The sequence below is a fragment of the Kineococcus anabasis genome, from assembly GCF_054590795.1.
Window position 1 is genome coordinate 195,061 of sequence record NZ_BAAIHU010000007.1, and the last position, 24,773, is coordinate 219,833.

Genomic DNA, 24,773 nt, shown 5'->3' on the forward strand with positions numbered 1-24,773 from the left:
GGGAGGGGCGCCGGTCCTCGTCGGACCGGCGCCCCTCCCTGCGTCCACCCGCCGCGCGCGAGCGGTTCGGCTGCCCGCGCGCGGCGGGTTCAGCGCTGCACGCGCCGGGCCCGCTTGCGACCCGGGACGGGCAGCACGGGCGGCATGCTCCCGGAACCGAAGATCTCGGCGCAGATGCTCAGGTACAGCCGGTCCGGCACGGGCAGCCACTTCACCACCCGCAGGGCCTGGTCCTGCCCGGCGGACTCCATCACGAACTCGCCGTAGTGCAGCAGCCGTCCCAGCAGGGACTGGTTGTAGCTCATGTCGGTCACCTTGCTGACGGGCATCATGGCGACCTTGCGCTGCACCACGCCGTAGCGCAGCAGGACCCGGCGGTCGGTGGCGATGAACCAGTCCGCGCGCCACTCCAGGAACCGCCACACCGTCCTGCCCAGGAGCACGAACCACGCCACGAACAGCACGTCGCGCACGTAGGGCAGGGCCGCCGGCAGCACCGAGTCCGCCACGAGCAGCAGCGCGAAGCCGGCGACGACGCTGGCCACGGGCTCGATGAGCTGGGCGGGGTGCCTGCGCACGGCCACCACGAGCCGCTCGGTGGGCAGCAGGTACCTGCTCAGCGGCTCGGGCACGCCGGGGACGGGCAGGACGTCGGACCTGCCCACGGCGGGGTCGACGAGCCCGTCGTCCCCGCCCCCGCCGGAGCCCTCCCCCGGTGCCCCGCCGGACCAGGGTTCGGGTGCCTTGTGCGCCGTCACGGGACCTCTCAGCCCTGCAGGACGCCGTCGAAGAAGCTGCCGATGCTGCGCACGGCCGTGCCGATCCAGTCGCCCAGGTTGCGCACCACGCCCGCGGCCTGGTCCGGCGACTTGTAGACCGCGTAGATCACGAAGATGATCAGGAACCACCATGCGATCTTGCGCCAGTTGATCTTCATCCTTCTTGCCTCCCCGAGTGACGGTCCTGGTCGTGGCACCACAGCGCGCCCCCGGCACCCGGTCGCCCGGCGTGCGTGCGCAGGCACACCAGGCCAGCATGCCCGATCTTCGTCGTCACGCCGAGTACCCGGCGGTTTCAGATCGTGACGTGCGTGGCGGGACGGCCCGGCCCGCTCACACGACGCCGTAGAGACGGTCGCCCGCGTCGCCGAGCCCGGGGACGATGTAGCCGTTCTCGTTCAGCCGCTCGTCGACGGCCGCCGTCACGATGGTCACGCGCGCTTCACCCTCGAACGCCCGGCGCACCACCTCCACCCCCTCCGGCGCGGCCAGCAGGCACAGCGCGGTCACGTCCACGGCACCGCGCTGCAGGAGGTAGCCGATCGCGGCCACGAGGGTTCCCCCGGTGGCCAGCATCGGGTCCAGCGCGAAGCACTGCCGGCCGGAGAGGTCCTCCGGCAGCCGCGTCGCGTACGTCGTGGCCTGCAGGGTCTCCTCGTCGCGGATCATCCCGAGGAACCCGACCTCCGCCGTCGGCAGCAGCCGCACCATCCCGTCGAGCATCCCCAGCCCCGCGCGCAGGATCGGCACCACCAGCGGCTTCGGCGCGCTCAGCCGCACGCCCGTGGTGGCCTGGACCGGCGTGCGGATGGGCCACGGCTCGGTGCGGACCTCCCGCGTCGCCTCGTAGGCGAGCAGCGTCACGAGCTCGTCGGCCAGGCGCCGGAACGTCGGCGAGTCCGTCCGCTCGTCCCGCAGGACCGTCAGCTTGTGCGCGACGAGGGGGTGGTCGACGACGTGCAGGCGCATGGGCGGAACCTACTCCGTGCCCCGCCGCTCCCGCGGCGACACCCTCACGGGTTCCCCGCGCCCTTCCTGCACCGCGCCGCGGGCAGGTGCCACGATGGACCCGTGCCGTACTTCACCGCCGTCCTGGCCTCCGACTCCTCCGGGTGGCGCGCCCGCGACGTCGACGTCGCGACGGGTTCGCTGGACGAGCTCGCCGACGTCCTGCGCGGCGCGGCCGTCGGGGACCGGCCCGTCCTGGCGGTCGTCGAGAGCGAGGACGAGTGGTTCGGCCTCGTCCGCGCCGACGCGGGGGGCGAGGTGCGGTTCTTCGTCTCCGACGCCCCCGCAGCCGGTTCCGGCGTGTACGCGCCCCTGTTCTCCGAGGACGCCCTCGACGCGGACCTCGTCGTGCCGGCCGTCCCGGCGGTGCAGGACGAGGAGGACGGGGACGACGAGGACGGGGGGTCGCGACCGGCCGCCGCGGTTCCGGACGGCACCCCCGCCTGGGCGGGCGATCCCGCGCTGCTGGCCGACCTCGGCTGCCCGGCGGCGCAGCTCCTCGAGCTCGCCGAGCGCGGCGACGACCCCGCGGCCGCCCTCGTGGAGGTCGGCGAACTGCTCGGCTGCGCCGAGGTGATGGAGTCGCTGCGCTGAGGGGCCTGGCGGTCCCCGCCCGGTACGAGGGGTGGATGCGCCTGGCGATCGAGCAGGCGCGCGGCTGCGCGGCGGGCGGCGACGTCCCCGTGGGCGCCGTCGTCGTGGAGGACGCGACCGGCACCGTCCTCGGCACCGGGCGCAACGCCCGGGAGGCCGACGCCGACCCCACCGCACACGCGGAGGTCCTCGCCCTGCGCGCGGCGGGCGCGCGGCGCGGGCAGTGGCGGCTGTCCGGCTGCACCCTGGTCGTCACCCTGGAACCGTGCACGATGTGCGCCGGGGCGCTGGTCCTCTCGCGGGCCGACCGGCTCGTGTTCGGGGCGTGGGACCCCGCGGCCGGTGCCGCCGGTTCCCTGCGCGACGTGGTCCGGGACCGGCGCCTGAACCACCGCGTGGAGGTGGTGGGGGACGTGCTGGGCGAGGAGTGCGCCGTGCTGCTGCGCGACTTCTTCGGCGGGCACCGCGGCTGACGCGGGCGGTGGCCGGACCGGCGGGGTGGAGCTCCGTGTATCGTTTCCCGCGGTGGCGTGTCCGAGCGGCCTAAGGAGCACGCCTCGAAAGCGTGTGAGGGGGCAACTCCTCCGTGGGTTCAAATCCCACCGCCACCGCCGTGGGACAGGAGCCCCGCACCGTCCGGTGCGGGGCTCCTGTCCGTCCGGGGCCGGGGTGCGGTTCAGGCCGCCGGACGCGGTGCCGCGCAGGCGGGTGCGGGCGGTGGCGGCAGCGGCGCGAGGGCGTCCTCGGGGGCGAGCTGCTGGTAACCCTCGCCCAGGACCAGCACGACGTCCACGGCCGCCGGGTCCTCCACGAGCACCGCACCACCCAGGCGCGCGGCGACCGCGCGGGCGGCGGGCGCGGCGGCGGGCGCGTGGCGCACGGCCGCGGGCTCCGGCACCGGTCCGCCGTCGCTGTTGCCCACCCGGGTCACGGTGAACCCGCGCCCGCGCAGCTCCTCCGCCACGGTGGCGGCCAGGCCGCGCCGGTCCGTGGAGTTCAGCACCTCCACCCGCACGTCCGCGGGCGCGGCGGGGGCCGGCGCGGCGGGGGTGGTGCACGTCGGGCGCGCCTGCGCCTGCTCCCCGAACGGGCTCCAGCGGCCGGTGGCGACCAGCGCCGCGGCGGCGCCGAGCGCGAAGACGGCGAGGACCACGAGCGCGAACACGGCGCGCTGGCGCCGGACCCGGCGCAGCCGCGCACGGCGCTGGAGCTCCTGCTGCTCCTCCCAGCCGTCGTCGTGGCCCTGCGGGTCCCAGGAGTCGTCGTCCCACGCGTCGTCCGGGCCCTCCTGCCCGTCCCGGACCGGTTGCTCCTGGGTCCGCTCGTCCGGTTCGCCGTCCGCCCCGGGCCCGGCACCGCCCCTGCTGTTCTGCACGTTCCCCTCGCCTCCATCCCACCGGCCGCAGCGCTGCGGCCGGTGTCCCCCGGCACCCGGTGGTGCCCGCTCAGTCCGGCAGGACCAGCACGCGCGCGTGGAGCACGTGCCGCTGGTGCAGCGCCGAGCGCAGCGCCCGGTGCAGGCCGTCCTCCAGGTACAGCTCGCCGCGCCACTGCACGACGTGGGCGAACAGGTCGCCGAAGAAGGTGGAGTCGTCGGCGAGCAGCGCGTCGAGGTCGAGGGTGCGCTTGGTCGTCACGAGCTCGTCGAGACGCACCTGCCGGGGCGCGATGTCCGCCCACTGACCGGGACGCACGTACCCGTGGTCGGGGTAGGGGCGCCCGTCGCCGACGGCCTTGAAGATCACCCTGCGCAGTGTAGGAGCGGGGCGGGCGCGCACAGGCCTGCTCCACGAAAGGTTCACCCGTGTCGGTCGGTGCGGGCCGCCGGGCGCGGCCGGCCGCCGGGGGACCCGCGGGGCGCACGAGAAGGGGCCCGCACCGGATCCGGTGCGGGCCCCTCGGGGCGGAGGATAGGGGATTTGAACCCCTGAGGGCGTTAACCCAACACGCTTTCCAAGCGTGCGCCATAGGCCACTAGGCGAATCCTCCGTGGAGGAGCCTACCCCGTTCCGGGTGCCGTTTGCGCGCCGGTCCCGCCCCGGCTCGCGGGCGGGCGCCGGGCAGCGGGCGGTTGGCCGCGGGCGGCGGGGGCGGTCTACAGTGGGCGCGGCTCCCCGCGTGGTGCCATCCTGCTGAACCCCCCCAGGGCCGGAAGGCAGCAAGGGTAGGGAGGCTCTGGTAGGTGCGCGGGGAGTCCCTCACACCCCTGCGCACGACCCCGCCCGTGAGCGTTCCGGGTGTCGGGTCGCCGGGCTAGCCTCTGCGGGTGTCCACCGCCCTGTACCGCCGCTACCGCCCGGAGTCCTTCGCCGAGGTCATCGGTCAGGAGCACGTGACGGGGCCCCTGACCGCGGCGCTGGGCAAGGGCCGGATCACCCACGCCTACCTCTTCTCGGGCCCGCGCGGCTGCGGCAAGACGACCAGCGCACGCATCCTGGCGCGCTGCCTGAACTGCGCCGGGGGGCCGACCGCGACGCCGTGCGGGGTGTGCGACTCGTGCCGGGACCTCGCCCGCGGCGGCCCCGGCAGCATCGACGTCGTGGAGATCGACGCCGCCAGCCACGGCGGCGTGGACGACGCCCGGGACCTGCGCGAGCGCGCGTCCTTCGCGCCGGCGCGCGACCGCTTCAAGGTCTACATCATCGACGAGGCGCACATGGTGAGCCCGCAGGGCTTCAACGCCCTGCTCAAGCTCGTCGAGGAGCCGCCGCCGCACGTGAAGTTCGTCTTCGCCACGACGGACCCGGAGAAGGTCCTCACCACGATCCGCTCCCGCACGCACCACTACCCCTTCCGGCTCGTGCCCCCGTCGCAGCTCTCCGCGTACCTGGAGGAGCTGTGCACCCGCGAGGAGGTGCCCGTCGGCAAGGGCGTCCTGCCGCTGGTCGTGCGCGCGGGCGCGGGCTCGGTCCGGGACTCCCTGTCCGTGCTGGACCAGCTCATCGCCGGCGCCGGCGAGGAGGGCCTGACGTACGACCGGGCGGTGTCGCTGCTCGGCTACACGCACGCCTCGCTCCTGGACGACGTCGTGGAGGCGCTGGCCGCCGACGACGCCGCGACGGTGTTCCGCGTCGTGGAGCGGGTGGTGGACTCCGGGCAGGAGCCGCGCCGCTTCGCCGACGACCTCCTGCAGCGCCTGCGCGACCTCGTCATCACCGCCGCCGTCCCGGAGGAGGCCGGCGCGGTCCTGGGGGTGCCGGAGGACCAGATGGACCGGCTGCGCGGCCAGGCGGCGCACTTCGGGCGCTCGGAGCTGTCCCGCGCCGCGGACGTCGTGAACGCGGGCCTGGCGGAGATGACGGGGGCGACCTCCCCGCGCCTGCAGCTGGAGCTGCTGTGCGCCCGCCTGCTGCTGCCGGGCGCGGACGGCGCGGAGGGACTGGGCAGCCGCGTGGACCGGCTGGAGCGCCGCCTCGCCGCGGGCGCCGTCGCCGCGACCCCCGCCCTGGTGCCCCCGCGCGCCCCGGCACCCGCCGAGCCGCTCGCACCCCCCACCGCGGTGGACGCCCCGGCGCCCGTCCGCCCACCCGGGCCGGCCCCTGCCGCCGCACCCGCCGAGCCGCTCGCGCCCGCCCCGGCGGCCGCCGCGGTGGTGGAGGAGGCCGCGACCGCGCCGGAGCGCCCCGTCCCGGAGCAGGCCGCTCCCGCGCCGGAGCGGGCCGGGGCCTGGCCGCAGGCGCGGGTTCCCGGTGGGCCCCCGCCGCAGGCACCGGCCCCCCCGCACCCGGCGGCCCCCGGACCCGTGCAGGCCCCGGCCCGGACGCCGGCCCCCCCGCCCGGTGGTGCGCACCCCGGCGCGGCCGCCGCCGGCTCCCCCGGCGGCGACGTGGAGGTCGTCCGGCGGCTGTGGACGGACGTGCTGGCCCGGCTCTCCCGGCTCAAGCGCGTGACGTGGACGCTCGTCTCGGAGGAGGCCACGGTCGTCGCCTGCCGCGACGGCGTGCTGACCCTGCAGTTCACGACGGCGGGCCGGGCCGCGGCGTTCGCGCGCGGCAACCACCCGGAGTTCGTCCGCGAGGCCCTGCTGGACGCGGCGGGGATCGACTGCCGGGTGGACGCGGTCGCCGCCGACGGCGCGCCCGTCCCCGGCCCCGCCGTGCGCGCACCGGCGCGCGGCGGCCGGCCCGAGCGGGGGGCACCGCGCCCCTCCCCGTCCGCGCGCGAGCAGGCACCCACGGCCTCCGCGCCGCAGGCACCCGCGGGCGGCACGCCCACCGGTCCGGCCGCGCAGGTCCCGGCGGCGGCGCACCCGGGGGGCGCCGGTCCCGCCGGGGCGGCGGGGCGCCCCGTGGAGCCGGTGCCCGTGCTGGCCGGGCCCGACGACGACGTGCCGTGGCCGGACGAGCCCGTCGAGGACCCCGGGGAGGAGCAGCTGAGCGCGCCGCGACGCGCCCGCGGCGACGACCCCGGCGCCTCGGGGCGCGAACCCGTGCGCACCACCCCGGCGCCCGCACCGCAGCCGGCGCCGGGCGCCTGGCCGACGCCGGCACGCGCCCCCGGGGCACAGCCCCCGCGGTCCCGGCCGGCGCCCACCGCGGAGCCGCGGCCGGCGCCCGCCGGCGGACCGCAGCCGGTGCCCCCGGCCGGGCCGCCCGCGTCCGCCCCCGCGGCGCAGCCCGCGCCGGCCGGGCGGACGGCGCGGGCACCCCGCCCTGAGGACGACGAGCCGAGCCGCGACGACGCCGACGCCGACGCGGCGGACTCCCCGCTGATGGGTGCCGCCGTGGTGGAGCAGCTCCTCGGCGGCCGGGTGATCTCCAGCGACGGCTGAGGCCGCCGCGCGGTCCCGCCCCGCACCCGTCGCGGCCGGTGCGCTCCGGCGGGCGCTGTCGGCACCAGCACCTAAGCTGCACACGTGTACGAGGGAGTGGTCCAGGACCTCATCGACGAGCTGGGCCGGCTCCCCGGGGTCGGCCCCAAGAGCGCGCAGCGCATCGCCTTCCACGTCCTGCAGGCCGATCCCGCGGACGTGCGGCGGCTGGCGCAGGTGCTGACCGAGGTGAAGTCGCGGGTCCGCTTCTGCGAGGTCTGCGGCAACGTCGCGGAGGAGGCGCTGTGCCGGGTGTGCCGCGACCCCAGGCGCGACACGACGGTGGTCTGCGTGGTGGAGGAACCCAAGGACATCGTCGCCATCGAGCGCACCCGGGAGTTCCGGGGCCGCTACCACGTGCTCGGCGGCGCGATCAGCCCGATGGAGGGCGTCGGCCCGGACGACCTGCGCATGCGGGAGCTGCTGGGGCGCCTCACGGACGGCGAGGTCACCGAGATCATCATCGCCACGGACCCCAACCTGGAGGGCGAGGCGACGGCGACGTACCTGTCGCGGCTGCTGCGCCCGATGGGCCTGCGGGTCACACGGCTGGCCTCGGGCCTGCCGGTGGGCGGCGACCTGGAGTACGCCGACGAGGTTACGCTCGGAAGAGCATTCGCCGGCCGGAGGACTCTCGATGCCTGAGCAGGACCTGGAAACGCTGGCCGTCGCGGGCACGACCGCGCTGGAGGCCCAGGGGTACCTGGACGCCGTGACGGAGGTCGCGACGGGCCGCATGAACGACACCGCGATCTCGGTGCTGCTGCTGGCCGTGAGCCAGGTGCTGCTGACGGGTGCGCGGCTGGGGGCGATCGGCGACATCGTGCCGGTGGATCGCTTCGAGCCGGACTCCGGGCCGGACCCGGACATCGACCCCGTCCGCACCGGGCTGGCGAACGTCCTGGACGGCCTCGACGAGTACGCGGACGTCGTCGACCCGCTGACGGACGCGCGGCTGGTGCCGGGCTCGCTGTCGGACGACCTCGCCAGCGTCGCGGCGGACCTCGTGCACGGGTTGCGCCACCACCAGGCGGGCCGGGTGGAGGAGGCGCTGTGGTGGTGGCAGTTCTCCTACCTCTCGAGCTGGGGCCCGCGGGCGTCCTCCGCGTTGCGCACCCTGCAGTCGCTGCTGGGCCACCTGCGCCTGGACGTGGACCCCGATGTCGCCGCGGGTGCCGAGTTCGACGCTCTGCACGCGCACTGACCTCCGCAGAACCGGGTTGATACAGGAAATTTTCCTGTCTTGTCTCGTTCGGACTCGTCCACCCCGAAAATTGGTCGGAGTTGCCGTGGGCGCTCGGTAGGATCGCCTCCCGTGGCTCTCGTGGTTCAGAAGTACGGCGGTTCCTCGGTCGCGGACGCCGACGGCATCAAGCGCGTCGCCCGGCGGATCGCCGACACCCGGCGCGCCGGCCACGACGTGGTCGTGGTGGTCTCCGCGATGGGCGACACCACCGACGACCTCATCGACCTCGCCAAGAAGGTCTCCCCCATGCCGCCGGCGCGCGAGCTGGACATGCTGCTCACCTCCGGCGAGCGCATCTCCATGGCCGTGCTCGCCATGGCGATCAGCAACCTCGGGCTCCAGGCGCGCTCCTTCACCGGCAGCCAGGCGGGCGTCATCACCGACTCCGCCCACGGCAGGGCCCGCATCATCGACGTGACCCCGGGCCGCATCCGGACCGCGCTCGACGAGGGCGCCATCGCGATCGTCGCCGGGTTCCAGGGCGTCAGCCAGGACACCAAGGACATCACCACCCTCGGGCGCGGCGGTTCCGACACCACGGCCGTGGCGCTCGCCGCCGCCCTCAAGGCCGACGTGTGCGAGATCTACACCGACGTCGACGGCGTCTACACCGCCGACCCGCGCATCGTCCCGACCGCCCGCAAGATCGACCGCATCTCCAGCGAGGAGATGCTGGAGATGGCGGCGAACGGCGCGAAGATCCTCATGCTGCGCTGCGTCGAGTACGCCAGGAACTTCGACCTGCCGATCCACGTGCGGTCGTCCTTCAGCCACCACGAGGGCACCTGGGTGACCGACGGGCCCGTCCCCTCGATCCTGACCTCGAACCCGCAGTCCAGCCAGGAGGGCACCGTGGAGCAGCCGATCATCTCGGGCGTCGCGCACGACCGGAGCGAAGCGAAGATCACCGTGGTCGGCGTGCCCGACACCCCCGGCACGGCCGCGCAGATCTTCGAGGCCGTCGCCGCGGCCGAGGTGAACATCGACATGATCGTGCAGAACGTCTCGGTGGCCGCGACCGGCCGCACGGACGTCTCCTTCACCCTGCCCAAGGCCGAGGGCACCACCGCCGTCGCCGCCCTGGACCGGGTGAAGGGCGACATCGGCTTTGAGCGCCTGGAGTACGACGACCAGATCGGCAAGCTCTCGCTCGTCGGCGTCGGGATGCGCTCGCACCCGGGGGTGTCGGCGAGGTTCTTCAAGGCGCTGGGCGAGCGCAGGATCAACATGGAGATGATCAGCACGTCGGAGATCCGCATCTCCGTCGTGACGCGGGCCGAGGAGCTGGACGACGCCGTGCGCGCCGTCCACACGGCCTTCGAGCTGGACGGCGAGAGCGAAGCGACGGTCTACGGAGGTACCGGGCGATGAGCACCAACGACAGCAACCCCGCGGACGAACGGGACCCCAGCGGCGCGCAGGCCCGCGGCGGCAGGCCCACCCTCGCGGTCGTCGGCGCCACCGGCGCCGTCGGCTCCGTGATGCTCGGCATCCTCACCGAGCGCGAGGACGTCTGGGGCGAGATCCGCCTCGTCGCCTCGGCGCGCTCCGCCGGCAAGGTGCTGCGCGTGCGCGGCGAGGACGTCGTCGTGCAGGCCCTCACCCCCGAGGTCTTCGACGGCGTGGACGTCGCCATGTTCGACGTGCCCGACGAGGTGTCCGCGCAGTGGGCGCCGATCGCCGTCGAGCGCGGCGCGGTCGCCGTGGACAACTCCGGGGCGTTCCGCATGGACCCCGATGTGCCGCTCGTCGTGCCGGAGGTGAACGGCGACGCCGCCCGCGTCCGCCCCAAGGGGATCATCTCGAACCCCAACTGCACGACCCTGACGATGATGGACGCGCTCGGCGCGCTGCACGCCCGCTGGCGCCTCACCGAACTGGTCGTCGCCTCCTACCAGGCGGCCTCCGGCGCGGGTCAGCCCGGCGTGGACCGCCTGTACGACGAGCTGGAGGTCGTCGCGGGGAACCGCACCCTGGGCTCGCGCGCCGGGGACGTCGCGGAGGCCGTCGCGGCGAAGCTGGGCGACGGGCCCTCCCCGTTCCCCGCTCCCCTGGCGCTCAACGTCGTGCCGGTCGCCGGCTCGGTGAAGGACGGCGGCTGGACCAGCGAGGAGCTGAAGGTCCGCAACGAGTCCCGCAAGATCCTCGGGATCCCGGACCTGAAGGTTTCCGCCACCTGCGTGCGGGTTCCCGTGCAGACCACCCACTCCCTGGCCGTGCACGCCACCTTCGCCGAGGAGATCACGGTGGAGGAGGCGCGCGCCGCCCTGGAGGCCGCGCCCAGCGTCGACGTGCGCGACGACGCCGCGGCGGGGGTGTTCCCCACCCCGGCGGCCACGGTCGGCGGTGACCCCACGGTCGTGGGCCGGCTGCGGCAGGCGCTGGACTTCCCCAACACCCTCGACCTGTTCGTCTGCGGCGACAACCTCCGCAAGGGCGCGGCGCTGAACACCGCGCAGATCGCGGAGCTCATCGCGCGGGAGCTCACGGCCTGAGAGCGCACCCGGTCCCGCGGCCGTCTCCGGTGGTGCCCGCCCGGCGCGGGGAGCAGGCTGGGGCCATGACCGGACGTGAGGACGCGAAGGACCAGGAGCAGCACGGCATCCCGAACCCGGAGACGGGCGTGGGGATCGGCGCCACCGGCGAGCCCAGCACGTTCGAGCCGGAGGAGGACGAGGGGACGCCCGCACAGGGCTGACCGGCGCGTTCCTCAGCGCTGCAACCCCGCCACGCCGCTGGCCAGCACCGCCGCGGCCAGCGCGCGGGAGGCGGGCCGCTCCGCCGTGCGCGGGTTCGTCAGCAGCACCAGGTCCATGTGCCCCAGCTCCGGCAGGCGGTGCTGCGGGCCCAGCGGGGTGAGCTGCGGGGGCACGAGGGCGGCGGCCATCGCGGAGACGCCGATCCCGGCGACCACGGCGGCGATGAGCCCGTTGACGCCCCGGCACAGGCATGCGCTGCGGTAAGGGGTGTCCGCCCGCTCCAGGGCCTCCTGCATCGCCTGGCGGCTGATGCTCGGCGCGGGGTACACCACGAGCGGGACGGGCCGCACCGGGTCCAGCCGGGTGGCGGCGGTCCCCACCCACACCAGCCGCTCCCGGCGGACGAGCTGCCCGGAGCCCTCCCCGACCGGCCGCTTGCCGATGAACAGGTCCAGGCGGTCACCGGCGAGGCGCCGGTGCAGGGTGCCGCTCTGGTCGACCGTCAGGTCCAGGTCGACGAGCGGGTTCTCCTGGCGGAAGTCCCGCAGGATCTGCGGCAGCCGGGTCAGCGCGAGGTCGTCGGACATCCCGATCCGCAGCCGGCCCTGCGGCCTCTCGCCGGAGAAGTAGCCGGCGGCCCGCTCGTGCGCGGCGAGGATGGCGCGCGCGAAACCGATCATCGCCTCGCCGTCGGGGGTGACGGACACCGCGTGCGTGTCGCGCTCCAGCAGCACCCGGCCGGTGGCGCGCTCCAGCTTGCGGACGTGCTGGCTCACCGTGGACTGGCGCACGCCGAGGCGGGCGCCGGCCTGCGTGAAGCTCCGGGTCTGCGCGACCGCCAGGAAGCTGCGCAGCCAGCTCGTGTCGTACGTGCCGGACTCCCATCACGTGACGGCATCACTGATAGTTCCTAGATCACCGCGCACGATAGCGCCGCGGCGGGGAAGACTCGCCGTGGACGCGACCGGGACGGGACGCAGATCGGCGGAGGGCGGCTCGTGGGCGGTGCCACGGTGGGCACGGGCGGACGGTCCGCGGCCCGCGCCCCGTCGGCGACGTTCGCGGCGCTGCGCACCCGCAACTACCGCGTCCTGATCGCCGGGCAGGGTGTCGCGAACGCCGGTTTCTGGATGCTGCAGATCGCGCAGGACTGGCTGGTGCTGGAGCTCACCGGCAGCGCCGCGGCCGTGGGCGTGGTGATGGCGCTGCAGTTCCTTCCGATGCTGCTGCTCGGCATGCACGGCGGGATGCTCGCGGACCGCTGGCCCAAGCGCCGCACGCTGGCCGTGACGCAGTCGCTCAACGTGCTGCTCACCGCGGCGCTGGCGGCGCTCACCCTGACCGGCCGGATCTCGGTGTCCCTGGTGTACGCGCTGACGTTCGCCTCGGGGCTGGTGTTCGTCGTGGACAACCCCACCCGGCAGGTGTTCGTCGGGGAGGTCGTGCCGCGCGAGCACCTGCGCGCCGCGATCGCGATGAACTCCGCGGTGTTCCAGGCCTCGCGGCTGGTGGGACCCGCGGTGGCGGCGGCCCTCATCGGCGGGGTGGGCCTGGGCTGGGCGTTCGCCGCGACCTCCGCCTGCTTCCTGTGCCCGCTGCTGGCGCTCGCCGCGATCCGGCCGCGGGAGCTGACACCGGCGGCGGTCGCGTCCCGCGCACCGGGTCAGCTGCGCTCGGCGCTGCGGTACGTCGCGGGCCGCCCGCACGTGGCGTGGACGCTGGCGCTGGTGGCCGTGGTGGGCACGTTCGGGCTGAACTTCCCCGTGGTGCTGACGGCGATGGCGAGGGACGAGTTCGGCGGTGGGCCGGCGCTGTACGGGGCGTTCAACATCGCCCTCGCGCTGGGCTCGATCGCCGGTGCGCTGTTCGCGGCGGGCCGCCCGACGGTGCGGCTGCGCACGGTGGTCCTGGCGGGAGCGGTGTTCGGTGCGGCGCAGGCGGGCGCGGCGTTCGTGCCGGGGGTGCCGGTGTTCCTCGTGGTGCTGGCCGGGATGGGGTTCGCGAACCTCGCGTTCCAGGCGATGGCGAACTCCTCGGTGCAGCTGTGGGTGGAGCCGGAGCTGCGGGGGCGGGTGATGGGGCTGTACCTGCTGGTCTTCATCGGCGGCACCCCGATCGGCGCGCCGCTGGTGGGCTGGCTCACCGAGGCGGCCGGGCCCCGGGTGGGGATGGCGTTCTGCGGTGTGGTGCCGCTGCTGGCGGCGTGTGCGACGGCCCTGGTGCTGGCGCGGCGGGTGCGGGGCGGCCGTGGGGGCGCCGGCGCGGGGGGCGAGGTCGTGGACCACCTTCCCCCTGGTGGACGGAGGCGCTAGCGTCTCCGATATTCGGGATGCCATCCCGATTATCGGGAAACGCTGCGGAGGATCACGTGCGGATCGTCATCACCGACCTCGACCACGAGTCCCTCGCCGTCGAGCGGGAGCTGGCCGCGGCGGACGGGGTCGAGCTGGTCCACGCCGCCTGCCGCACGGAGGCCGACGTGGTGGAGGCGGCCGCGGACGCCGACGGCGTCCTCGTGCAGTACGCCCCCGTCACCGCCGCCGTCCTCGACGCCCTGCCCCGCCTGAGGGTGGTCAGCCGCTACGGCGTCGGCGTCGACACCGTGGACGTGCCCGCGGCCGGCGCGCGCGGGGTCGCGGTGTGCAACGTCCCCGACTACGGCACCGAGGACGTCAGCGACCACGCCCTGGCCCTGGCCCTCGACCTGGCCCGCGGGACCACCCGCCTCGACCGCGCCGTCCGCGCCGGCGCGCGCACGATCGAGCCCGCCCGGCCGCTGCACCGCGTGGCGACCCGCACCTTCGGCGTCCTCGGCCTCGGCCGCATCGGGGCGGCGACCGCGCGCAAGGCCCGCGGGGCCGGGTTCGGGGTGCTCGGCTCGGACCCCCTGCACACCCCCGGCACCGTCACCGCCGACGGCGTGGACGTCGTGGCGCTGGAGGAGCTGCTGGCCCGCTCGGACGTGCTCTCCCTGCACGTCCCCCTCACCCCGGGTACCCACCACCTCGTCGACGCCGCGTTCCTGGCCCGCCTGCGGCCCGGCGCGCTGCTCGTCAACACCTGCCGCGGCGGCGTGGTGGACACCGCCGCGCTCGTGGCGGCCCTGCGCGCCGGGCACCTCGCCGGGGCCGGTCTCGACGTGTTCGAGACCGAGCCCCTGCCACCGGACAGCGAGCTGCTCGGGCTGGACGGCGTCGTGCTGACCCCGCACGCGGCCTGGTACAGCGAGGAGTCCGAGGCCGAGCTGAAGCGCCGCACGGCCGCCAACGCCCTCGACGTCCTGCTCGGCCGCCCCTGCCCCGACGTCCTCAACGCCGCCGACCTGGCCGCCCCCCGCGCCGCACGGCAGGAGGTGGCCCGGTGAGCGCCGTGGACACCCCCCGGGACGGCGCACCGGAGGGCACGATGCGCGCCGCGGTGTGGACGGGCCCGGACCGGGTGGAGGCCCGCCGGGTGCCCGTGCCGCAGGTCCCCGACGGCTGGGCGCTCGTGCGCACCGAGCTGACCGGGCTGTGCGGCAGCGACTTCTCCATCCTGCACGGCACCCACCCGCGTGCCGCGGCGCCGCTGGTGATGGGCCACGAGACCGTCGGCACGGTGGTGACCGCAGCGCCCGGTGGTCCCGCCGCCGGCACCCGCGTCGTCGTCGAGCCGCTCATCACCTGCGGGACCTGCCGGCCCTGCACGTCCGGCTCCTCCCACGTCTGCCGGCACCTCGGGCTGTACGGCATCGACGCGCCCGGCTCCCTCGCCGAGCTCGTGGCGCTGCCCGCCGACCGCCTCGTGCCGGTCGGCCCGCACGTGCCGGTCCGGGAGGCCGCCCTGGCCGAGCCGCTCGCGGTGGCCGTGCACGCCGTCGCCCGCGCCGGCCTGCGCGGCGGCGAGCGCGTCGCGGTGTTCGGGGCCGGACCCATCGGGGTGCTCACCGCCCTCGTCGCCCGGCACGCCGGCGCGCAGGTCCTCGTGGCCGAGCCCTCCGCGCCCCGGCGCGCCGTGGCCACCGCCCTGGGCTTCGCCGTCGCCGACCCCGCCGACCCCCTGGCCTCCGTCCTGGCCGCCACCGGCGGGGACGGCGCCGACGTGGTGTTCGACTCCGCGGCGCACCCCGCCGTGGCGGCGCTGCTGCCGCGGGCGGCGCGCGTGCAGGGCACCGTCGTGCTCGTCGGGGTCTACAAGCGCCCCGTCGAGGTGGACCTGCAGGCGGTGGGGTTCGCGGAGCTCACCCTCGTCGGGGTGCGGGTCTACACGCGCGCCGACGTCGAGCGGGCCGTGGACCTGCTGGAGTCCGGCGTCCTGGGGCTGGACCGGGTCCCGGTGGAGGTCTTCGCGCTGGAGGACACCGACCTGGCGTTCGGGGTGGCGATGTCGGCGGGGGCGGTGCTGAAGGTCCTCGTCAGCCCCGACGAGGCGCCGCGGGCACGGGGCGCCTCGTGAGCACCCCCGTGAGCACGACCCCCTCCCCGTTCTCCCTCGCCGGGCGGCGGGCCGTGGTCACCGGCGCCTCCCGCGGCATCGGCCTGGCCGTGGCGCGCGGCCTCGTGAGCGCGGGCGCGCACGTGGTCTGCCTGCAGCGCAACGACTCCGTACCCGCCGAGCTCGCCGCCGACGCGGCCGCGGCCGGCGTGGAGGCCGCCGCCGCGGCCGTGGACCTGCACGACGAGGCCTCCGTGGCGCGGGCCGCGCAGCAGGTCCTCGCGGACGGCCCCGTGCACGTCCTCGTCAACAACGCCGGGACCCAGGTGCGCCACGACAGCACGGAGTTCCCGCTGGCCGACTTCGACGCGGTGATGGCCGTGAACACCCGGGCGCTGTTCCAGCTCTGCCAGCTCTTCGGCGCGCCCATGCTGCAGCGCGGCTCCGGCAAGATCGTCAACATGGCGTCCCTGCTGAGCTTCCAGGGAGGCCTGCGCGTGCCCGCCTACGCCGCCTCCAAGGGCGCGGTCGCCCAGCTCACCAAGGCGCTGTGCAACGAGTGGGCCGGTCGCGGGGTCAACGTCAACGCCGTCGCGCCGGGGTACGTGGACACCGACATGAACGAGGCGCTGCTCGCCGACGCCGCCCGCAGCGAGCAGATCGGCGTGCGGATCCCCGCCGGGCGCTGGGGCCGCCCCGAGGACCTCGCGGGTGCGGTGACGTTCCTGTGCTCCGACGCGGCCGACTACGTCCACGGCGTCGTGCTGCCCGTGGACGGGGGGTGGCTGGCCCGCTGAGCAGCGGGGCTCAGCCCCAGGACCGCTCGAAACCCGCCGGCAGCCGGGCCGTCAGCTCCGCGCGCCGCTCGTGCAGCAGCCGCGCCAGCTCCTCCACCCGCCCCGGCGGCAGGTGCACCGTCGGCGCGGCGACGGACGCGGCGGCGACCACCGACCCGCCCAGGTCCGGCACCGCGACCGCCACGCAGCCGATGCCGAGCTGGTTCTCCTCCACCTCCACGGCGAACCCGCGCCCCCGCACGGCGGCGAGCTCGGCGAGGAACCGCTCCGGGGAGGTGATCGAGCGCTCCGTCGCCGCGGCCGCCGGGTCGAACGCGCGCAGGGCGTCCCCGTCCGGCAGCGCCGCGAGCAGCGCCTTGCCGATGGCGGTGTTCTGCGCCCGCAACCGCACCCCCGGCCGGGAGGCCATCTCGATGCCCCGGTGGCCGCGGGCCTTGGCCAGGTACAGCACGTCCGGGCCGGCGAGCACCCCGAGGTGGGTGGCGTCGCGGGTGGCGTCGGCGATCGAGACCAGCACCGCCTGCACCGCCTCGGGCACGCCGATCGCCCGCTCCGCCCGCGCGCCCAGCTCCAGCAGCTTCAGGCCGAGCCGGTAGCCGCGCTCGGGGTCCTGGCTGAGGAAGCCCGCCGCCACGAGGGAGCTGAGCATCCGGTGGGCCGCGGAACGGCTCAGCCCCGCGGCGGCGGCGATCTCCTCCAGGCGGCGGTGCCCGGCGGCCACGTGGTCCAGCAGCGCCAGACCGCGCTCCAGGGTGCGGGCCCCGCCGGGGCTGCTGCCTGCCACGCCGCGATCGTCCCACGGTCGCGGCGGCACCGGCCGCGGGAACCCCCCGCGCCGCCCTGCGACGATGGGCGGGTGAGCGCCACCCTCGTCGCCAAGGACCTCGCCGCCGGACACGGGGACCGCACCCTGTTCTCCGGCCTCGACCTCGTCGTGGCACCGGGGGACGTGGTCGGGCTCGTCGGGGCCAACGGCGCCGGCAAGTCGACGCTGCTGCGGCTGCTCGCGGGGATCGACACCCCGCAGTCGGGATCGGTGTCGCTCAGCCCGCCCACCGCGGCCGTGGGGTACCTGCCGCAGGAACCGGAGCGCCGCGCCGGGGAGTCCGTCACCGCCTACCTGGCCCGCCGCACCGGCGTCACGGCCGCGCAGGGTGCGATGGACACCGCCGCGGAGGGGCTGGCCACGGGCGCGCCCGGCGCGGACGACGCCTACGCGGAGGCCCTGGAGCGCTGGCTGGCCCTGGGCGGGGCGGACCTGGAGGAGCGCGCCGCGGAGGTCGCCGCGGACCTGGGGCTGGAGGTGTCGCTGGAGCTGCCGATGACGGCGCTGTCCGGCGGGCAGGCCGCGCGGGCGGGCCTGGCGGCGCTGCTGCTCAGCCGGTTCGACGTGTTCCTCCTCGACGAGCCCACCAACGACCTCGACCTGGACGGCCTGGCCCGGCTGGAGCGGTTCGTGACGGGCCTGCGCCCCGGGACCGTCGTCGTCAGCCACGACCGGGAGTTCCTCGCCCGGACCGTGGACCGGGTCGTGGAGCTGGACCTGGCCCAGCAGCTCGTGCGGGTCGTCGGCGGCGGCTACGACGCCTACCTGGAGGAGCGGGAGGTGCAGCGCCGCCACGCGCGCGAGGAGTACGAGGAGTACGCCGACACCCGCGCCGGGCTCCAGGCGCGCGCGCAGTCCCAGCGCGCCTGGATGGAGAAGGGCGTCAAGAACGCCCGCCGCAAGGCCAAGGACAACGACAAGATCGGCCGCAAGTTCCGCACGGAGGCCACGGAGAAGCAGGCCGCCAAGGCTCGGCAGACCGAGCGGCTCATCGAGCGGCTGGACGTCGTGGAGGAACCCCGCAAGGAGTGGCAGCTGCAGATGAGCATCGCCGCCGCACCCCGCGCGGGGGCGGTCGTGGCGACGCTGCGGCAGGCCGTGGTGCGCCGGGGCGGTTTCACGCTGGGGCCCGTGGACCTCCAGGTCGACCGGGCCGACCGGGTGGCCGTCACCGGGCCGAACGGCTCGGGCAAGTCGACGCTGCTGGCGACGCTGCTCGGCCGGCTGGCACCGGACACCGGGCACGCCTCGCTCGGGCCGGGCGTGGTGGTCGGGGAGGTCGACCAGGCGCGCGGGCTGTTCCTCGGCCCCGACCCGCTGGCGCGCGCGTTCGCCGACGCGGTGCCCGACATGCCGACGGCCGACGTGCGGACGCTGCTGGCGAAGTTCGGCCTCGGCGCGGCGCACGTGCACCGGCCCGCGGCGGAGCTGTCCCCCGGCGAGCGGACCCGCGCGGCGCTGGCGCTGCTGCAGGGGCGCGGGGTGAACCTGCTGGTGCTGGACGAGCCCACGAACCACCTGGACCTGCCCGCGATCGAGCAGCTCGAGGAGGCCCTGGCGTCCTACCCGGGGACGCTGCTGCTGGTGACGCACGACCGGCGGATGCTGGACGCGGTGACGACGACGAGGCGCCTGCACGTCGAGGCGGGGCGCGTCACGGAGGTGTGAGGGCACGGGCGGGGAGCGGTATCCCGTCACGTTCCGGTCACGATCACCGCCGGGTCGCCGTGTGAGCTGGACCACACCGCCTCCGGGGCCTTGCCTTCCGGGCATGTCCACAGCCGCTGCACTCGCCACCGCCGCCGTACCGGACAGCGGTGCCCTCGCCAACGTCGAGAACGCCATCGACTCCGTCTTCGCGCCCGTCGCGACGGCGATCAGCTCCGTCGTCTTCTACACCGTCACCGTCGGCGGGGCGACGTTCCCGCTCATCGTGGGCTGGCTGATCCTGGCCGGCATCATCTTCACGATCTACTTCAGGGGCATCCAGGTCCGCGGCTTCAAGCACGGCACCGACCTCGCGCGAGGCCGCTACTCCGAGGCGGACGCCCCCGGCGAGGTCCCCCACTTCCAGGCCCTCACCAGCGCCGTGTCGGGCACGGTCGGCCTCGGCAACATCGCGGGCGTGGCCGTGGCCGTGACCCTCGGCGGCCCCGGCGCGACGTTCTGGATGATCCTCGCGGGCCTGCTCAGCATGTGCACGAAGTTCGTGGAGTGCACCCTCGGCGTGAAGTACCGCGAGATCCACGAGGACGGGACGGTGACCGGCGGCCCGTTCAAGTACCTGCCGGTGGCGTTCAAGCGGCTCGGCACCACCGCCGGGAAGGTCCTCACCGGCATCTTCGCCGTCGCCCTGTTCTTCTTCGGCGTCGCCGGCGGCAACATGTTCCAGGCCAACCAGACCTTCGCCCAGGTGCGCAACGTCACCGGCGGCGACGACGGCCCCCTCGGCAGCGATGCCGCCGCGCTGATCTTCGGCATCGTCCTCGCCGTCCTCGTCGGCGCCGTCATCATCGGCGGCATCAAGTCCATCGGGGCGGTGACCGCGCGGCTCGTCCCCGCCATGGCGATCATCTACATCGCGGGGTGCCTCGTCGTCATCCTCACCCACGTCACATCCCTCCCCGGGGCCGTCGCGACGATCGTCACGCAGGCCTTCTCCCCGCAGGGCGTCGCGGGCGGCGCGGTCGGCGCGCTCATCGTCGGGTTCCAGCGCGCAGCCTTCTCCAACGAGGCGGGCATCGGCTCCGCCGCGACGGCCCACTCCGCGGTGAAGACCCGCCACCCCGTCACCGAGGGCTTCGTCGCCCTCCTGGAGCCGTTCATCGACACCGTCGTCATCTGCACCATGACGGCGCTGACCATCGTCATCGTGCAGCCGCAGAGCTGGCTGGACGCGCGCGCCGAGGTGGCGAGCACCGGCAGCACCAGCGCCGACGGCGTGGTCCTCACCTCCGACGCCTTCGCCTCGGTGGTCTCCTGGTTCCCGATCGTCCTGGCGGTCGCCGTGGCCCTGTTCGCCTTCTCCACGCTCATCACCTGGAGCTACTACTCGCAGAAGGCGTGGACGACGCTGTTCGGCCGCTCCCGCGGCAGCGAGCTGACCTTCAAGGTCGTCTACGTGCTCTTCACCGTCATCGGCACCGTCCTGACCTTCGGCCAGGTGCTCGACCTCGCCGACGCGATGCTCTTCATCTGCGCCCTGGTCAACATCGTCGGGCTGTACCTGCTGGCCCCCGTCGTGAAGCAGGAGCTGCGCGAGTACCGGGAACACCGCCGCGCCGGGCGCATCACCAGGGAGGACCGGGCCCCGATGGTCTGAACCGGCACGCCCGCGGCGTGCGGTGTGAACGTCCCCACCCAGGGGAGTTCCACCACACGCCGCGAGCGGTTCGACCGGAGGCGCCGCGGGTGCCAAGCTGGGGAGGGAAGCACCGCGACGGAGCGGGAGCAGCACCCGTCCCCGCCCGCACCGACCCGCCGGAGTTCCCGTGCCCGTCGCCCTCCTCGCCCTCGCCCTGGGCGCCTTCGCCATCGGCACCACCGAGTTCGTCGCCATGGGCCTGCTGCCGGAGATGGCCGCCGACTTCGGCGTGTCCATCCCGACGGCGGGCTGGACCATCACCGCCTACGCCCTCGGCGTGGTCGCCGGCGCCCCCACCCTGACTGCCCTGGCGCACCGCTTCTCCCGCCGGCGCCTGCTCATCGGCCTCATGGTGCTGTTCACCGCGGGGCACGTCGCCACCGTGCTGGCCCCCACGTTCGAGCTGCTCGTGGTCGCCCGCGCGCTCAGCGCCCTGTCGCACGGGGCGTTCTTCGGCGCGAGCGCCGTCGTCGCCCGGCACCTGGCACCCCCCGGCAAGGAGGGGCAGGCCATGGCGCTGTGCATCAGCGGCCTGACCGTGGCCAACGTCGTGGGCGTCCCGCTCGGCACGGCCGTCGGGCAGGAGCTCGGCTGGCGCACGACGTTCGCGCTCGTCGCCGTCATCGGGGTGCTCACGGTCCTCGCCTGCGCCGCGCTCGTGCCGGACGTGCCCGCCTCCGGCGAGAGCCTGCGCACCGAGCTGTCCGCGTTCGGCCGCACGCAGGTGTGGCTGACCCTGGCGGTGACCGTGATCGGGTTCAGCGGCCTGTTCACCGTGCTCAGCTACATCGCACCGATCGTGACGAACGTCGCCGGCTACTCCCCCGGCAGCGTGTCGTGGCTGCTGGTGCTGTTCGGCCTCGGCGCGACGGCGGGCAACCTCCTCGGTGGCCGGCTGGCGGACTGGTCGGTGCCGCGCACCCTGTTCCTGGGCCTGACGGGGCAGGCCGTGGTGTTCGCCGCGTTCGCCGCGCTCGGGACCTCCCGCCCCGCCACGGCCGTCGCGGTGTTCGGTTTCGGCTTCGTCGGCTTCTCCATGGCCACCGCCATCCAGACCCGCGCGATCGTCGCGGCCGGGGGCGGGGCGGGCATGGTGGCCGCCGCGCAGCAGGCCGGGTTCAACATCGGCAACGCCCTCGGCGCCTTCCTCGGCGGGCTCGTCATCGACCTGGGGTTCGGCTACCGCTCCCCCATGGTCGTCGCGACCGTGCTGACGGTGGCCGGCCTGGCCGTGGCGGTGCACGCGCACCGGCTGGACCGCACCGGCCGGGTGCCGCTGGAGCCCGCTACCCCCGCACGGGTCGCAGCATCCCGCTGAGCACCACCGCGCCCTCGCCGAACCGGGCGTCGAGCTCGCGCTGCACCGAGGCGCGCGCGACGGGCGTCTCGACGTACAGCTGACCGGTGCGCACGTCCGAGCCGGAGCCGCGGTCGTCCAGCCCCGGGACGCCGTGGAGCTCCTCCTGGATCCGCCGCAGGTCCGCCTCGGTGCGGTGGGCGCGGCTGACGCACAGCGCGCCGCCCCACACCTCGCGCACCGCCGCCTCCAGCGCCGCCCCGTCGCCGGTGGTGGTGACGTTCAGCACCATGCGCAGGGGGTCGTTGCCGCCCCCGGCCTCCAGCTCGGCCTGCGGGACCCGCTGGTCGATCCAGCCGCCGCCGTACCCCTCCTGCGCCTGCGCACGGGTGAACGCCTCCTGCAGCGTGGCGTCCGTGGTCCGCGCGGGCTCCGGCGGCGCCCACCCGCCGGGCGGCGGCGGGCAGGGGGAGGTGAAGTCCCACTCCTGCGGCGGCACCGGGGGCAGCACCTGCGCGGCGTCGGCCTCGGGACGGGGACGGTCGGTGAGGGTGAACGTCTCACCCCGCACGGTGCCCACGAGGACGTACGTGCCGCGGGTGACGCCCATCTCCTCCGACCACGAGCCCGCCGGGACCGCTGCCCAGTCCCACCCGGCGACCTGCATCCCGCCGCAGCGCAGCGGGGCGATGGCCGGCTGCGCACCCAGGCACAGGTAGGCCGGCTGCCCCGGCTCCTGCGTCACCGTGCCCAGGATGCCGAGCGGACCGTCGTGGTCGTCGGGCACCAGCCCGACCGGTTCCCGCTGCGGGGCCGGCCCGGGGAGGGTGGACGGCGGCGGCGCGGGAGCGGCCCGCACCCCGCTGGGCTCCTGGCCGCAGGCGGTGAGGGCGAGGCCGAGGAGCAGGGCGGTGGGCAGGGCGCGGGCGGTCACGGTCCTGGGACGCTCACCGGGCCGGGGACGTTCCGCGGGGGTGGCTGCCCGCCCAGGGTGGAGCGCGCCCGGGGTCAGGGCCCAGCCGGGTCAGGGCCCAGCCGGGTCAGGGCAGGTGCCGGCGCACGAAGTCCAGCTCCACCCGCATCTGCCGCACCCGCTCGTCGTCCACGAGGGAGCCGTGCCCCGCGTCGTAGCGGTACACCTCGTGCACCGCGCCCCGCCGCGCCAGGGCCCCGACGTAGTTCTCGATCTGCCGGATGGGGCAGCGCGGGTCGTTCTCCCCCGCCAGGACCAGCACCGGCGCCCGCACCGCGTCCACGTACGTCAGCGGCGAGGAGTCCCGGTACTTCTCCGGCACCTCCTGCGGGGAGCCGCCGAACAGGGACCGGTCGAACGACTTCAGCCCCTCCATCTCGTCCTCGTAGGCGGCGACGTAGTCCGCGACCGGCACCCCCGCCAGGCCCAGGGCCCAGCGCTCCGGCTGCGTGCCGAGCCCCAGCAGCGTGAGGTACCCGCCCCAGGAGGCGCCCGCCAGCACGAGGCGCTCCGGGTCGGCGACGCCGGTGGCGACGAGGTGGTCGGTGACCGCGGCGACGTCGGCGAGCTCGGTGTGCCCGATCCGCTGCTCCAGCGCGTCGCGCCACGCCGAGCCGTACCCGGTGGAGCCGCGGTAGTTCACCTGCACCACCGCGAAACCGGAGTCCACCCACGCCGAGGCGTACGCGCGGAAGGAGTCGGTGTCGTGGTGGGTGGGCCCGCCGTGGACCTCCACCACCAGCGGCAGCGGGCCGCCCGCGCCCTCGGGGCGGCGCAGCAGCGCGTGCACGCGCCCGCCCTCCCCGTCCACCCACACGTCCTCCACGGGGACCGAGGGCGGCGCGAGCGGACCGGTGGGGCGCAGCAGCACCTCCCCCGCGAGGTCGCGCACCGCGGAGGGCTGCGCGGCCGAGGACCACGCCAGCCACACGTCGCCGTCGGGGCGGGCGGTGGCGGCCCACACGGTGCCCTCCCGCGGGCCGATCCGCTCCACGGCGCCCGTCGCGAGGTCCACGCGGTGCAGCAGGGTGCGGGCCTCGGAGTCGACGAGGACGACCAGGCCGGTGCCGTCGCGGGTCCACTCCGCGCCCGCCACCTCACCGGGCACGTCCAGCGGCACCTCCTGCTCGGTGTCCGCCGCGACGTCCCACACCAGCAGCTCGCCCCTCCCGCGGCGCTCGTGCAGCAGCAGCAGCCGCGGGTCGGCGGAGCCGTCGGCGCGGGCGGGGGCGAAACCCAGGGGGTTCAGGCCCTTGCCCTCCCCGTCCCACTTCTCCGCCACCGCGGTGCCGTCGGCGACGCGCAGCACCCGCACGGCGTGGTGGCGGGAGTCCCCGTGCTCGCTGTGCGCGATCGCGACGAGGGCGTCGTCGGCGGACAGGTCCGCGACCCAGGCGTCCTCGCGGTGCTCGTAGAGCAGGCCGGGCGCGCCGCCGGGGACGAGGACCTCCACGCGGGTGCCGTAGGCGTCGTCGTTGCGGCCCACGACGACGATCCCGGTGCGGCCCAGGGCGAGCCCGGCCGAGTACGCGGGCAGCAGGCCGAGGGGGTCCTCCGTCGGGATCTGGGGGCCGGTGCCCCAGGGCTGGCGGCGCCACACGCCGTGCTCGTCACCGGCGGTGTCGTCGAACCACCAGACCCACTCCCCGGAGGGGTCGATCGTGACGTGCGAGGTGCCCTCCGGCCGGGAGGTCGCCTGCGTCAGCTCACCGGTGGCCGCGTCCCAGCAGTGCGCCTCCAGCACCCCGCCGACGGTGGCCTCCACGACGGTGCGGTGCGGTGCCAGCTCCGCCCACTCCGGCAGGCCGGTGCGCCCGGCGCGGAACCGCTGTTCCCAGCGCGGGACGTCCTGCGGCGGGACCTGCGGGCCGGCGGGTGCGTCGGCCGCGGGGGTGGCGCCCGGCGGGACGGCCGGGTCGCCGGCGAGGTGGGTGGGGGTGCCCTCGGGGTCGTGATCGCTCACGCGG

General features: G+C 75.6%; 24 protein-coding genes, 2 tRNA genes and 1 other RNA gene. 17 read left to right on the forward strand and 10 right to left on the reverse strand.

Annotation, left to right across the window (positions count from 1 at the left end; translation table 11 throughout):
* Positions 1–89 precede the first annotated feature (89 nt).
* The 3 genes from ACYQBY_RS11695 to upp form a co-directional block, all read right to left on the reverse strand.
* Positions 90–758 (reverse strand): PH domain-containing protein, encoded by a 669-nt coding sequence (locus ACYQBY_RS11695; protein ID WP_459644027.1) that lies wholly within the window; start codon positions 756–758, stop codon positions 90–92.
* Between the two features lie 8 nt (positions 759–766).
* On the reverse strand, positions 767–937 hold the full coding sequence (locus ACYQBY_RS11700; RefSeq protein ID WP_459644028.1) for a hypothetical protein: 171 nt from the start codon (positions 935–937) through the stop codon (positions 767–769).
* A gap of 175 nt (positions 938–1,112) precedes the next feature.
* Positions 1,113–1,748 carry a uracil phosphoribosyltransferase gene (gene upp / locus ACYQBY_RS11705; RefSeq protein WP_459644029.1) on the reverse strand — a complete coding sequence of 212 codons (636 nt, stop codon included), beginning with the start codon at positions 1,746–1,748 and terminating at the stop codon, positions 1,113–1,115.
* A 102-nt stretch (positions 1,749–1,850) separates the two neighbouring features.
* Here upp and ACYQBY_RS11710 point away from each other — a divergent pair, with 102 nt between their 5' ends.
* From ACYQBY_RS11710 to ACYQBY_RS11720, 3 genes are all read left to right on the forward strand, one after another.
* Entirely contained in the window at positions 1,851–2,381 is a 531-nt protein-coding gene (locus ACYQBY_RS11710; protein WP_459644030.1) for a tRNA adenosine deaminase-associated protein, read from the forward strand.
* A gap of 35 nt (positions 2,382–2,416) precedes the next feature.
* On the forward strand, positions 2,417–2,854 hold the full coding sequence (tadA, locus tag ACYQBY_RS11715) for a tRNA adenosine(34) deaminase TadA (protein WP_459644031.1): 438 nt from the start codon (positions 2,417–2,419) through the stop codon (positions 2,852–2,854).
* 51 nt (positions 2,855–2,905) lie between these two features.
* A tRNA-Ser gene (locus ACYQBY_RS11720) sits at positions 2,906–2,992 on the forward strand.
* A 65-nt stretch (positions 2,993–3,057) separates the two neighbouring features.
* Here ACYQBY_RS11720 and ACYQBY_RS11725 read toward each other — a convergent pair.
* The 3 genes from ACYQBY_RS11725 to ACYQBY_RS11735 all read right to left on the reverse strand — a co-directional run bounded on the left by ACYQBY_RS11725 (position 3,058) and on the right by ACYQBY_RS11735 (position 4,370).
* The gene (locus tag ACYQBY_RS11725) at positions 3,058–3,756 is read right to left on the reverse strand and encodes a LytR C-terminal domain-containing protein (RefSeq protein ID WP_459644032.1); all 699 of its coding nucleotides are present in this window, start codon (positions 3,754–3,756) and stop codon (positions 3,058–3,060) included.
* Between the two features lie 70 nt (positions 3,757–3,826).
* Positions 3,827–4,126, reverse strand: coding sequence for a type II toxin-antitoxin system VapB family antitoxin (locus tag ACYQBY_RS11730; protein ID WP_459644033.1), 300 nt, complete (start codon positions 4,124–4,126; stop codon positions 3,827–3,829).
* Positions 4,127–4,285: 159 nt separating this feature from the next.
* Positions 4,286–4,370 (reverse strand) — tRNA-Ser (locus ACYQBY_RS11735).
* 116 nt (positions 4,371–4,486) lie between these two features.
* Here ACYQBY_RS11735 and ffs point away from each other — a divergent pair.
* From ffs to ACYQBY_RS11770, 7 genes are all read left to right on the forward strand, one after another.
* Positions 4,487–4,583: signal recognition particle sRNA small type (gene ffs / locus ACYQBY_RS11740), an RNA gene on the forward strand.
* A gap of 64 nt (positions 4,584–4,647) precedes the next feature.
* Positions 4,648–7,152: a DNA polymerase III subunit gamma and tau gene (locus ACYQBY_RS11745; protein ID WP_459644034.1), complete on the forward strand. Its 2,505-nt coding sequence runs from the start codon at positions 4,648–4,650 to the stop codon at positions 7,150–7,152.
* An 84-nt stretch (positions 7,153–7,236) separates the two neighbouring features.
* Positions 7,237–7,836, forward strand: coding sequence for a recombination mediator RecR (gene recR, locus ACYQBY_RS11750; RefSeq protein ID WP_459644035.1), 600 nt, complete (start codon positions 7,237–7,239; stop codon positions 7,834–7,836).
* On the forward strand, positions 7,829–8,395 hold the full coding sequence (locus ACYQBY_RS11755) for a DUF5063 domain-containing protein (protein ID WP_459644036.1): 567 nt from the start codon (positions 7,829–7,831) through the stop codon (positions 8,393–8,395). Before recR ends, ACYQBY_RS11755 begins: the two co-directional genes overlap by 8 nt.
* 111 nt (positions 8,396–8,506) lie before the next feature.
* A complete protein-coding gene (locus tag ACYQBY_RS11760; protein ID WP_459644037.1) occupies positions 8,507–9,808 on the forward strand; it encodes an aspartate kinase in 1,302 nt (433 codons plus the stop codon).
* Positions 9,805–10,932, forward strand: coding sequence for an aspartate-semialdehyde dehydrogenase (locus ACYQBY_RS11765; protein WP_459644038.1), 1,128 nt, complete (start codon positions 9,805–9,807; stop codon positions 10,930–10,932). Before ACYQBY_RS11760 ends, ACYQBY_RS11765 begins: the two co-directional genes overlap by 4 nt.
* 65 nt (positions 10,933–10,997) lie before the next feature.
* A complete protein-coding gene (locus ACYQBY_RS11770) occupies positions 10,998–11,135 on the forward strand; it encodes a hypothetical protein (RefSeq protein ID WP_459644039.1) in 138 nt (45 codons plus the stop codon).
* Between the two features lie 12 nt (positions 11,136–11,147).
* On the opposite strand, the gene ACYQBY_RS11775 is transcribed toward ACYQBY_RS11770, so the two are convergent.
* A complete protein-coding gene (locus ACYQBY_RS11775; RefSeq protein ID WP_459644389.1) occupies positions 11,148–11,990 on the reverse strand; it encodes a LysR family transcriptional regulator in 843 nt (280 codons plus the stop codon).
* A gap of 144 nt (positions 11,991–12,134) precedes the next feature.
* On the opposite strand from ACYQBY_RS11775, the gene ACYQBY_RS11780 reads away from it, so the two are divergent.
* Genes ACYQBY_RS11780 through ACYQBY_RS11795 form a run of 4 tightly spaced genes read left to right on the forward strand, consistent with a single transcriptional unit; the run spans position 12,135 to position 16,346 of the window.
* On the forward strand, positions 12,135–13,448 hold the full coding sequence (locus ACYQBY_RS11780) for an MFS transporter (protein ID WP_459644040.1): 1,314 nt from the start codon (positions 12,135–12,137) through the stop codon (positions 13,446–13,448).
* A gap of 56 nt (positions 13,449–13,504) precedes the next feature.
* A complete protein-coding gene (locus ACYQBY_RS11785) occupies positions 13,505–14,500 on the forward strand; it encodes a C-terminal binding protein (RefSeq protein WP_459644041.1) in 996 nt (331 codons plus the stop codon).
* Positions 14,497–15,570, forward strand: coding sequence for a zinc-dependent alcohol dehydrogenase (locus tag ACYQBY_RS11790; RefSeq protein WP_459644042.1), 1,074 nt, complete (start codon positions 14,497–14,499; stop codon positions 15,568–15,570). Before ACYQBY_RS11785 ends, ACYQBY_RS11790 begins: the two co-directional genes overlap by 4 nt.
* On the forward strand, positions 15,567–16,346 hold the full coding sequence (locus ACYQBY_RS11795; RefSeq protein ID WP_459644043.1) for an SDR family oxidoreductase: 780 nt from the start codon (positions 15,567–15,569) through the stop codon (positions 16,344–16,346). The genes ACYQBY_RS11790 and ACYQBY_RS11795 overlap by 4 nt, the downstream gene beginning before the upstream one ends.
* Before the next feature lie 10 nt (positions 16,347–16,356).
* On the opposite strand, the gene ACYQBY_RS11800 is transcribed toward ACYQBY_RS11795, so the two are convergent.
* Entirely contained in the window at positions 16,357–17,130 is a 774-nt protein-coding gene (locus ACYQBY_RS11800; protein ID WP_459644044.1) for an IclR family transcriptional regulator, read from the reverse strand.
* Positions 17,131–17,202: 72 nt separating this feature from the next.
* Here ACYQBY_RS11800 and ACYQBY_RS11805 point away from each other — a divergent pair, with 72 nt between their 5' ends.
* From ACYQBY_RS11805 to ACYQBY_RS11815, 3 genes are all read left to right on the forward strand, one after another.
* Positions 17,203–18,840: an ABC-F family ATP-binding cassette domain-containing protein gene (locus tag ACYQBY_RS11805; protein WP_459644045.1), complete on the forward strand. Its 1,638-nt coding sequence runs from the start codon at positions 17,203–17,205 to the stop codon at positions 18,838–18,840.
* A 103-nt stretch (positions 18,841–18,943) separates the two neighbouring features.
* Positions 18,944–20,494, forward strand: coding sequence for an alanine/glycine:cation symporter family protein (locus ACYQBY_RS11810; RefSeq protein ID WP_459644046.1), 1,551 nt, complete (start codon positions 18,944–18,946; stop codon positions 20,492–20,494).
* 169 nt (positions 20,495–20,663) lie between these two features.
* Positions 20,664–21,854: an MFS transporter gene (locus tag ACYQBY_RS11815; RefSeq protein ID WP_459644047.1), complete on the forward strand. Its 1,191-nt coding sequence runs from the start codon at positions 20,664–20,666 to the stop codon at positions 21,852–21,854.
* Here ACYQBY_RS11815 and ACYQBY_RS11820 read toward each other — a convergent pair.
* The gene (locus ACYQBY_RS11820) at positions 21,823–22,767 is read right to left on the reverse strand and encodes a hypothetical protein (RefSeq protein ID WP_459644048.1); all 945 of its coding nucleotides are present in this window, start codon (positions 22,765–22,767) and stop codon (positions 21,823–21,825) included. The genes ACYQBY_RS11815 and ACYQBY_RS11820 overlap by 32 nt on opposite strands.
* A 106-nt stretch (positions 22,768–22,873) precedes the next feature.
* Positions 22,874–24,769, reverse strand: coding sequence for a prolyl oligopeptidase family serine peptidase (locus ACYQBY_RS11825; protein ID WP_459644049.1), 1,896 nt, complete (start codon positions 24,767–24,769; stop codon positions 22,874–22,876).
* Between the last annotated feature and the right edge of the window lie 4 nt (positions 24,770–24,773).